This is a genomic window from Pseudomonas sp. UBA6562 (genome assembly GCF_002434265.1).
Classification (GTDB): Bacteria; Pseudomonadota; Gammaproteobacteria; order Pseudomonadales; family Pseudomonadaceae; genus Aquipseudomonas.
In genome coordinates this window covers 283,874-293,428 of record NZ_DJJS01000008.1, presented here as the reverse complement: position 1 = coordinate 293,428, position 9,555 = coordinate 283,874, and the positions used below count along the sequence as shown (strand labels likewise).

12 protein-coding genes are annotated in these 9,555 nt (G+C 64.8%); 3 read left to right on the top strand and 9 right to left on the bottom strand.

Annotated features, from left to right (window positions below):
• From B4M43_RS17015 to ccoN (B4M43_RS16990), 6 genes are all read right to left on the bottom strand, one after another.
• Window positions 1-180, bottom strand: a 180-nt coding sequence (locus tag B4M43_RS17015; protein ID WP_296268643.1) for a cbb3-type cytochrome c oxidase subunit II, incomplete at its 3' end; no start/stop codon positions are given.
• Entirely contained in the window at window positions 180-1,622 is a 1,443-nt protein-coding gene (ccoN, locus tag B4M43_RS17010) for a cytochrome-c oxidase, cbb3-type subunit I (protein WP_296268642.1), read from the bottom strand. The genes B4M43_RS17015 and ccoN (B4M43_RS17010), both read right to left, overlap by 1 nt.
• Before the next feature lie 385 nt (window positions 1,623-2,007).
• On the bottom strand, window positions 2,008-2,946 hold the full coding sequence (gene ccoP / locus B4M43_RS17005) for a cytochrome-c oxidase, cbb3-type subunit III (protein WP_296268641.1): 939 nt from the start codon (window positions 2,944-2,946) through the stop codon (window positions 2,008-2,010).
• Complete coding sequence (locus tag B4M43_RS17000) at window positions 2,943-3,134, bottom strand: cbb3-type cytochrome oxidase subunit 3 (RefSeq protein WP_296268640.1); 192 nt, start codon at window positions 3,132-3,134, stop codon at window positions 2,943-2,945. The genes ccoP and B4M43_RS17000 overlap by 4 nt, the downstream gene beginning before the upstream one ends.
• Window positions 3,135-3,139: 5 nt before the next feature.
• Window positions 3,140-3,748 (bottom strand): cytochrome-c oxidase, cbb3-type subunit II, encoded by a 609-nt coding sequence (gene ccoO, locus B4M43_RS16995; RefSeq protein ID WP_296268639.1) that lies wholly within the window; start codon window positions 3,746-3,748, stop codon window positions 3,140-3,142.
• A 13-nt stretch (window positions 3,749-3,761) separates the two neighbouring features.
• Window positions 3,762-5,186, bottom strand: a complete 1,425-nt coding sequence (gene ccoN, locus B4M43_RS16990; RefSeq protein WP_296268638.1) for a cytochrome-c oxidase, cbb3-type subunit I — start codon at window positions 5,184-5,186, stop codon at window positions 3,762-3,764.
• A gap of 49 nt (window positions 5,187-5,235) precedes the next feature.
• Here ccoN (B4M43_RS16990) and B4M43_RS16985 point away from each other — a divergent pair, with 49 nt between their 5' ends.
• Window positions 5,236-5,928, top strand: a complete 693-nt coding sequence (locus tag B4M43_RS16985) for an alpha/beta family hydrolase (protein WP_296268637.1) — start codon at window positions 5,236-5,238, stop codon at window positions 5,926-5,928.
• Between the two features lie 38 nt (window positions 5,929-5,966).
• Here the strand turns inward: B4M43_RS16985 and B4M43_RS16980 are convergent, their stop codons facing one another.
• Window positions 5,967-6,251 carry a pyrimidine/purine nucleoside phosphorylase gene (locus tag B4M43_RS16980; RefSeq protein ID WP_296268636.1) on the bottom strand — a complete coding sequence of 95 codons (285 nt, stop codon included), beginning with the start codon at window positions 6,249-6,251 and terminating at the stop codon, window positions 5,967-5,969.
• Window positions 6,252-6,369: 118 nt separating this feature from the next.
• Window positions 6,370-6,933 (bottom strand): exonuclease domain-containing protein, encoded by a 564-nt coding sequence (locus B4M43_RS16975; RefSeq protein WP_296268635.1) that lies wholly within the window; start codon window positions 6,931-6,933, stop codon window positions 6,370-6,372.
• A 164-nt stretch (window positions 6,934-7,097) separates the two neighbouring features.
• On the opposite strand from B4M43_RS16975, the gene B4M43_RS16970 reads away from it, so the two are divergent.
• A complete protein-coding gene (locus B4M43_RS16970; RefSeq protein ID WP_414707875.1) occupies window positions 7,098-7,874 on the top strand; it encodes a substrate-binding periplasmic protein in 777 nt (258 codons plus the stop codon).
• A gap of 58 nt (window positions 7,875-7,932) precedes the next feature.
• Window positions 7,933-8,952 (top strand): GNAT family N-acetyltransferase, encoded by a 1,020-nt coding sequence (locus B4M43_RS16965; RefSeq protein WP_296268634.1) that lies wholly within the window; start codon window positions 7,933-7,935, stop codon window positions 8,950-8,952.
• A 49-nt stretch (window positions 8,953-9,001) separates the two neighbouring features.
• Here B4M43_RS16965 and B4M43_RS16960 read toward each other — a convergent pair whose 3' ends face one another.
• Window positions 9,002-9,532 carry an RNA polymerase factor sigma-70 gene (locus tag B4M43_RS16960; RefSeq protein WP_296268633.1) on the bottom strand — a complete coding sequence of 177 codons (531 nt, stop codon included), beginning with the start codon at window positions 9,530-9,532 and terminating at the stop codon, window positions 9,002-9,004.
• Window positions 9,533-9,555 lie beyond the last annotated feature (23 nt).

The following is a 9,555-nucleotide window of genomic DNA, read 5'->3' as shown; positions in this document are numbered from 1 at the left end:
GATGTAGATGTCGCGGCCTTCCACCTCCAGGGCGGTGCGCGGCTTCATGCCTTCGACCGGCAGGTTGGTGACGTCCTGGAAGAACAGCGGCACGATCTGCGTCAGCCCGCCGATGCTGACCGCGATGACCATGAACAGCGCCAGCAGGCCGACGTTCTTTTCAACCACTTCGTGTTTCATCAGTGCGCCCCCACGGTGACGATGCGCGCGGCCGCCTCGGCCTGGACTGTGTCGCCTGCACGCACGGTGCGCCAGGTGTTCCAGGCCATCAGCAGCATGCCTGAAGCGAAGATCGCCCCACCCAGCGCGCGGACGATATAGCCGGCGTGGCTGGCCTGCAGCGCTTCGACGAAGGAATAGGTGAGCGTGCCGTCGTCGTTCACCGCGCGCCACATCAGGCCTTGGGTGATGCCGTTGACCCACATCGAGGCGATGTACAGCACGGTGCCGATGGTCGCCAGCCAGAAGTGCGCGTTGATCAGGCCCACGCTGTGCATCTGCTCACGGCCGTAGAGGCGCGGCAGCATGTGGTAGACCGAGCCGATGGAGATCATCGCCACCCAGCCCAGGGCGCCGGCATGCACGTGGCCGATGGTCCAGTCGGTGTAGTGGGAGAGGGCGTTGACGGTCTTGATCGCCATCATCGGCCCTTCGAAGGTGGACATGCCGTAGAAGGCCAGCGACACGACCAGAAAGCGCAGGACCGGGTCGGTGCGCAACTTATGCCAGGCCCCGGAAAGGGTCATCATGCCGTTGATCATGCCGCCCCAGCTCGGCGCCAGGAGGATGATCGACATCACCATGCCCAGCGACTGCGCCCAGTCGGGCAGGGCGGTGTAGTGCAGGTGGTGGGGGCCGGCCCAGATGTACAGGGTGATCAGCGCCCAGAAATGCACGATCGACAGGCGGTAGGAGTAGATGGGGCGCTCGGCCTGTTTGGGCACGAAGTAGTACATCATCCCCAGAAAGCCGGTGGTGAGGATGAAGCCCACGGCGTTATGGCCGTACCACCACTGGATCATGGCGTCGGTGGCCCCGGCGTAGGCCGAGTAGGACTTGAACAGGCTCACCGGCAAGGAGGCGTGGTTGACGATGTGCAGCATCGCCGTGACCAGGATGAACGCGCCGTAGAACCAGTTGCCGACGTAGATGTGCTTGGTGTTGCGCTTGAGCAGCGTGCCGAAGAACACCACCGCATAGCTGACCCAGACGATCGCCAGCAGGATCGCCACCGGCCATTCCAGCTCGGCGTACTCCTTGCTGGTGGTGTAGCCCATGGGCAGGGTCACCAGCGCCGAGACGATCACCGCCTGCCAGCCCCAGAAGGTGAAAGCGGCCAGGCGGTCTGACACCAGTCGCGTCTGGCAGGTGCGTTGCACCACGTAATAGCTGGTGCCGAACAGCGCACAGCCGCCGAAGGCGAAGATCACCAGGTTGGTGTGCAGTGGGCGCAGCCGGCCGAAGCTGGCCCAGGGCAGGTCGAAGTTGAGCTGGGGCCAGACCAGTTGCGAGGCGATGAAGACGCCAAGCCCCATGCCCAGCATCCCCCAGACCACCGTCATGATGGCGAACTGGCGGACGACCCGGTAGTTGTACGCGGTCGGACGAAGAGCAGTGTTCATTGCAGGCTTCCACGGTCTTGTTGTTGTGGTGTTCGTCAATCGGCGCCGGTTTTGCTGAGCCTTTGGGCTCTGGCAACGCACGCGCACTGGCGCCGATCCATGTCACGGCCCTCCAGTGGGCGCGACCGCGACCGGGGAAGGTGAGCTGAGTGTACACAAACAAATGGTTGTTATGTGTACCGTTTCTCCGATTTTTCTGATCGTTCGGTCAATCTTTTTTGAGGGTCGCTGCGGCCTTGGGTCGAGATGCCAAAGGCCGAGCGGACTGAGGCCAAAGTCTCAGTCGTGGCGCGGACGATAGGGGATCGGGAGCGGATCGAAGTGGGCGGGGATGCGGCAAAGCGGGCACGTGCGGGGCCTGGAACGGCCCCGCGAAAGGAGAACGTCAGCGGGCCGTGGTGGTTTCGGGCACTTCCGGTTGCGACAGGCTGTACACATAGGCGGCCAGCAGATGCACCTTGTCATTGCCTTGGATGTCGCGCTGGGCAGGCATCTGCCCCTGGCGGCCATAGCGAATGGTCTGCTGCAACTGCGCGAAGCTCGAACCGTAGATGAACGCCTGGGCCACGGTCAGGTCCGGCGCGCCCAGCAGTGGCGTGCCTTTGCCCTCCGGCCCGTGGCAGGCCACGCAGTTGGCGGCGAAGATCGCCTGGCCCTTGCTGGCGTCGGCCTTGGCGGTGTCCGGTAGGGTGCGATGGTTGAGGCCGGTGACGATGTAGGCCGACACATCCGCCACGCCTTGTTCGCCGATCACCTCCGACCAGGCCGGCATCACACCATGGCGCCCGTCCATGATCGATTGCTTGATGGTCTGCGCATCGCCGCCCCAGCGCCAGCTCTGGTCGGTGAGGTTGGGGAAGCCGTAGGCGCCCTTGGCGTCCGAGCCGTGGCACACCGAACAGTTGGAGGCGAACAGCCGGCCACCCATGCGCAGCGCCTGCGGGTCCTTGGCCACCTCTTCGAGGGGCATGGCCGCGTACTTGGCGAACAGCGGACCGAAGGTGGCGTCGGCCTTGTCCATTTCCTTCTGCCATTCGTTGACGCCGGTCCAGCCGTCCTCATAGCCGGGCAGCACGCCTTTCCAGTTGCCCAGGCCCGGGTAGAGGATCAGGTAGCCGACGGCGAACACCAGGGTGCCGACGAACAGCCAGAACCACCATTTGGGCAGCGGATTGTCGTACTCCTCGATGCCGTCGAAGCTGTGCCCCATGGTCTGGTCAGTGGTGTCGCTCTGGCCCTTGCGGGTCGAGAGCAGCAGCCAGGTCAGGCCGATCAGGCTGCCGAGGGTCAGTACGCTGATGTACGTACTCCAGAAAGTGCTCATTGCCCGTTACTCCTCATGGCAGGCGCTTGCCCGGTAGGGGGCAGAGGTTCGTCGTCGAAGGGCAGCAGGCGCGCTTCGGCGAAATCACGGTCGCGGCGGCGGCTGAACACCCACAGCGACAGGCCGATGAAGGCGATCATCACGACCAGCGTGCCGATGCCGCGCAGGGTGCCGATGTCCATTTCCATCGCCTCTACCTCTTGTTCTTGATGGCGGTGCCGAGCACTTGCAGGTACGCCACCAGGGCGTCCATCTCGGTCTTGCCCTTGACCGCGTCGCGGGCGCCGGCGATGTCTTCGTCGGTATAGGGCACGCCCAGCCCACGCAGGGCGCGCATCTTGGTGTCGGTGTGGCTGTTGTCGACCGTATCGGCGACCAGCCAGGGGTAGGCCGGCATCTTCGACTCGGGCACCACGTTGCGCGGGTTGTACAGGTGGGCGCGGTGCCAGTCGTCCGAGTAGCGACCGCCGACCCGAGCCAGGTCGGGGCCGGTGCGCTTGGAACCCCAGAGGAAGGGGTGGTCCCACACGCTTTCACCGGCCACCGAGTAATGGCCGTAGCGTTCGGTCTCGGCGCGGAACGGGCGGATCATCTGCGAGTGGCAGCCCACGCAGCCTTCGCGGATGTAGATGTCGCGGCCTTCGAGTTGCAGCGCGGTGTAGGGTTTCATGCCTTCGACCGGGGTGTTGGTCACGTCCTGGAAGAACAGCGGCACGATCTGCGTCAGGCCGCCGACGCTGACGGCGAGCACCATCAGCAGGGCCAGCAGGCCGACGTTCTTTTCAATGACTTCGTGTTTCATCGGGCGCTTCTCCTCAAGCCAACTGGGCGTGCGCGGGAACGGCCGCGCTGGCCGAGGCGCGCACGGTGCGCCAGGTGTTCCAGGCCATCAGCAGCATGCCGGTGAGGAAGATCGCCCCGCCGACGAAGCGCACGATGAAGCCGGGGTGGCTGGCCACCAGGGTTTCGACGAACGAGTAGGTCAGCGTGCCGTCGCTGTTGACCGCGCGCCACATCAGGCCCTGGGCGATGCCGTTGACCCACATCGAGGCGATGTACAGCACGGTACCGATGGTCGCCAGCCAGAAGTGCGCGTTGATCAGGCCGAGGCTGTACATGCGCTCCTTGCCGAACACCTTGGGGATGGTGTGGTACATGGCGCCGATGGAAATCATCGCCACCCAGCCCAAAGCGCCGGCGTGCACGTGGCCGATGGTCCAGTCGGTGTAGTGGGACAGGGCGTTGACGGTCTTGATCGCCATCATCGGCCCTTCGAAGGTGGACATGCCGTAGAAGGCCAGCGACACCACGAGGAAGCGCAGGATCGGGTCGCTGCGCAGTTTGTGCCAGGCCCCGGAGAGGGTCATCATGCCGTTGATCATGCCGCCCCAGCTGGGCGCCAGGAGGATCAGCGACATCACCATGCCCAGCGATTGCGCCCAGTCGGGCAGGGCGGTGTAGTGCAGGTGGTGGGGGCCGGCCCAGATGTACAGGGTGATCAGCGCCCAGAAGTGCACGATCGACAGGCGATAGGAATACACCGGGCGTTCGGCCTGCTTGGGCACGTAGTAGTACATCATCCCGAGGAAGCCTGCGGTGAGGAAGAAGCCCACGGCGTTATGGCCGTACCACCACTGCACCATGGCGTCGGTGGCCCCGGCATACACCGAGTAGGACTTGGTCAGGCTCACCGGCACTTCGAGGTTGTTGACGATGTGCAGCAGCGCCACGGTCAGGATGAAGGCGCCGAAGAACCAGTTGCCGACATAGATGTGCTTGGTGTTGCGCTTGGCCAAGGTGCCGAAGAACACCACCGCGTAGGCGACCCAGACGATGGTGATGAGGATGTCGATCGGCCATTCCAGCTCGGCGTACTCCTTGGAACTGGTGTAACCCAGCGGCAAGGTGATGGCCGCCAGCACGATCACCAGCTGCCAGCCCCAGAAGGTGAAGGCCGCGAGCTTGGGCGCGAACAGCGTAGTCTGGCAGGTGCGCTGCACCGAGTAGTAGGAGGTGGCGAACAGCGCGCAGCCGCCGAAGGCGAAGATCACCGCGTTGGTGTGCAGCGGGCGCAGGCGACCGAAGCTGGTCCAGGGCAGATCGAAGTTGAGGGCGGGCCAGACGAGCTGGGCGGCGATGAAGACGCCGAGCCCCATCCCGACGATGCCCCACACCACCGTCATGATGGAGAATTGGCGGACCACCTCGTAGTTGTAGGCAGGTCTTAGGGTTGTGTTCATGTATGGGTTCCCATCCACGGTTATAGGCAGGCTAAAAAGCGAGGGAAGGATGAGAGAAGGGCAATTGGCCGGTATTGACGGGGATCAATGGGCACCGGTCGGAAAAGTTCCAGGCTTGCGCTGCGATGCGCCGCAAACGCGGGAGGGGAACGGCTGCCAGACGACGCTGATCCTGGCCCATGGTGCGGGCGCGCCGATGGACAGCCCGTTCATGCAGCAGATGGCAGAGAGGCTGGTGGCGCAAGGCGTAGCGGTGGTGCGCTTCGAGTTTCCCTACATGGCCCAGCGGCGCCAAGGCGGCACGCGGCGGCCGCCCAACCCGCAAAAGGCGCTGCTCGAATGCTGGCGCAAGGTGCATGCCCAGGTGCGACCTTTGGTCACGGGCCGTCTAGCCATCGGCGGCAAATCCATGGGCGGGCGCATGGCCAGCCTGCTGGCCGACGAGCTGGGTGCCGATGCTTTGGTATGCCTGGGCTATCCGTTCTACGCCGTAGGCAAACCGGACAAGCCGCGAACCGAACATCTGGCGACGCTGGGTACCCGCAGCCTCATCGTGCAGGGCGAGCGCGACGCCTTGGGCAATCGCCAGGCGGTCGACGCTTATTCACTGTCGCCCGCGATCGAGCTGTGCTGGTTGCAGGCGGCCGACCACGACCTCAAGCCACTGAAGGCTTCGGGCTGTACCCACGATGGGCATTTGCAGCAGGCGGCGCAGCGGGTGGCGGCGTTTCTGAAAGCGTGAAGGGGGCGCGGAGCCAGGCGGCCCCGCGGCGCGGTCGATCAGTCGACGTATTCGCACAGGTAAGCGGTAGCGACCTTGACCTGCAACTGGAACTTGCTGTCGGCAGGCACCTGGAACTGGCTACCGGCTTCGAATGTGTCCCAGGCATCGCTGCCTGGCAGCTTGACGGTCAGCGCGCCCGACACCACGTGCATGATCTCGCGCTTGGCGGTGCCGAACTCGTATTCGCCGGCAGCCATGACACCGACGGTGGCCGGCCCGCTGGCGCTGTCGAAGGCGATCGATTTGACGGTGCCGTCGAAGTACTCATTGACCTTGAACATGGCGCGACTCCTAAAAAAGGGGGAAGAAAGGGGCTGGCCAGTATGCCCAAGGCACCGACCAGCGTCATCTGCTTTGAGGCGCCGTCTGAAAAGCCCCGGTCGCTCGTCTCGTAACCTTTCACACGACGTCTTGGCGCCCCTGCACCGGCAGGCTCAGGGGTAGCAGGCGTGCAGTATTGCGCGCGTCTTCCAAGGCGCGGTGCTGCTGTCCGCTGAATTGCAGACCGGCCAGGTGCAGGGCGCCGTTCAGCCCCAACGGGCGTTGCAGATGACGGGCCTTGGCGAAGCGTTGCTTGAGGTTGATGTGCGGCAGCTCCGCCAGCAGGCTGTGGATCCGATTCAGGCGCCACTCCTGCAGCAACTGCTGACGGTCGTAGTCGCCCCAGCTTACCCAGGCTTGCAAGCGCTCGCCATGCTGCGCCAGCCAGGGCTCGAAGGCCGCCCATACCTGGGCCAACGGAGCCGCGGCATCGACGCTGGCCTGGCTGATGTGCGTCAATTGCCGGCAGAACGGCGTCAACTGCGGCCTGCGCCTTGGGCGCACCAGACGCTGGAAATGGTCAACCTCGCGGCCGTCGCGGGTCACCAGGGTGGCGCCGATTTCGATGATTTCCATGTCCGTGACCGGCCAGCCGCCTTCGTCGGTCGTGGCTTCCAGGTCAATGACCAACCAATGGCCCATGGCAGGCTCCTTAGAGTGATGGCTACAGCGTAGCCAAGGTCTGGCTCCACGCCTGTTGCAAGCGGTTGTAACAACGCCGCAAAGCGCCTAGCTTGAAGAGGACAAGGCGTACTGCCATCGCAACGAGAGTCATCTTGAGCCAACCGTCCCGTGTAAAGACCGCAATGTGCAGCCTATCGTTCGTCCTGTGCTGGCTGATGGCGGCCGTGGCCCATGCCGCCGAGCCGCAGCAGGTGCGCATCGGTGCCGCGCATTTTCCGCCCTATACCCAGCGGCCCGAGCGGGGGCGGGACGAGGGCCTGCTGCAGCGACTGGCCGATGCGCTCAACGGCGCGCAGCAGCGCTACCACTTCGTGCTGGTGCCGACCTCGATTCCGCGCCGCTTCGCCGATCTACAGAGCGGCCGCACGGACCTGGCGATCTTCGAAAACCCCGCCTGGGGCTGGGACGCCGTTCCCCACCACGCGGTGGACATGGGCCTGGAAGATGCCGAGCTGTTCGTCGCCCGTCGCGCGCCCCAGCGTACCCAGGCCTACTTCGACAGCCTGGCCGGCAAGCGCCTGGCGCTGTTCAGCGGCTACCACTACGCCTTCGCCCAGTTCAACGCCGACCGTCATTATCTGATGCAGACCTTCGACGCGAGCCTGACCTACTCCCACGAAAGCAACCTGTACATGGTCGAACGCGGGCGCGCCGACATCGCCCTGGTGACCCGCTCCTACCTCAGCGATTTTCTCGACCGCCACCCGGCCAGCGCCCAGGCGCTGCTGGTGTCCGAGCGCATCGACCAGGTGTACCGTCATTACGCCGTGCTGCGCCCTCAGGCGCCGATCAGTGCGCAAGCCTTCGCCGCGTTGCTCGCCCAGCCACGCGCTAGCGGCGAGCTGCAACGCATCTTCGGGCCGTACCGGATCGCCGTGAAGCCAGTACCCGGCGCTTAAATTCCGAGGTCGCGCGCACGTTTGTGCAAGGTGTCCCCTTCGATCGTGAGCCTCGAACATGCCTGACGCCGCACCTGCACACCGCCTTACTCCACCGTGCTGGCGTAGCCTTGCCGCCGAGCGCAGGGCCGAGCAACTGAACCTCAGCCTGCAAGGCCGTCCCTTGATCCAGCTGGGCCTGACGGCAGGGGCGCCACCGACGCTGACGGTGCAGACGCTGTGCGCCGAACGCCCGCAGCAGGGCTTATGGGCCGTTTGCTACTGGTGGTTCGCCAACCACCCCGAGTGCCAACGCCTGACCTTGCAATTGCCCCAGCCCGACATCGCCGCCGCCGGCCTGGCCTCAGGCCTGCTGCTCGGCAGCGAACGGCCCGACCAGTTCGCCTGCGAGCGGGCGCTGTTCTGGCAACTGCCCCAACCCTGGCTGGGCGAGGCACAACAGCCGGTGTATCCGCCGCACAGGGTGATGAGCAACGGCAAGCGCCATCCACGCCGGCCACCCAAACCCACTGGCGAGGTGTATCGCCGTTACGACGCGCACCTCGGCGCCTGGGTGTCGTTGCGTGCGCTGGACATCGAGGAGGACCTGCCACGCTTCAATCGCTGGCAGAACAACCCGCGGGTGCTGGCGTTCTGGGAGGAGGGCGGCAGCCTGGAGCAGCACCGCCAGTATCTACAGAACCTGGCGGCCGACCCTCACACGCTGCCCCTGATCGGCTGTTTCGACGACGAGCCGTTCGCCTATTTCGAAGCCTACTGGGCCAAGGAAGACCGTATCGCGCCGTTCTACCCCGCCGACGACTACGACCGCGGCATCCACATGCTGGTGGGCGAGGAACATCAACGCGGCCCGCATAAGGTCGCCAGCTGGATGACGGCCCTGGTGCACTACCTGTTCCTCGACGATCCGCGCACCCAGCGCGTGGTCGCCGAGCCGCGCGCCGACAACCAGCGCATGATCGACTACCTGCAGGGCGTGGGTTTCCATTGCGACAAAGCCTTCGACTTCCCGCACAAACAGGCGGCGCTGATGGTGTTGGGGCGGGAGCGTTTCTTCGACCGTTGCCCGCTCGCCTGAGCGCAGCGGTCCAGGCCGGCAGGCGTGCCGGCCCTTGGAGGGTCGATGTTCAGGCGTGGCGGTTGGCCGTTTTACGGCAGTGGATCAGGGCGTCGCGGATCATGAAGTTGACCAGAGTCGGCGACACGCCCAGCTCCTTGGCGATGTCTTTTTGCGGCACGCCATGCAGGCGGTACATCTCGAAGGCGTAACGGGTGCGCTGGGGCAGTTCGTCGAGCGCCACGGCGATGTGTTCCAGGGTGCTGAAATTGATGTGGCTGGCTTCGGGCGAGGCGTTGAGCAGGACGACGTTGAGGCCTTCCTCCTCGGGGCCGGAGTACTTCAGCTCCATGGCCTGCTTGCGGTAGTGGTCGATGGCCAGGTTGCGCACGATCTGGAACAGGTAGCTGAGCTGGGCCTTGAACGAGGAAGTGATCTGCGGCGCGGCCGCGAGCCGGAAGAAGGCATCCTGCACCACGTCTTCGGCGCGCGAACGGCAGCCGGTGATGCGTGCGGCGATCTTGACGAGGATGTTGCGGTTGTCGACGAATGCTTGGAGCAATGGTGAATCGCACTTACTTGTGGATAGTTGTTCCGCCATGGAAATCACCTGGTCTCAAGAGG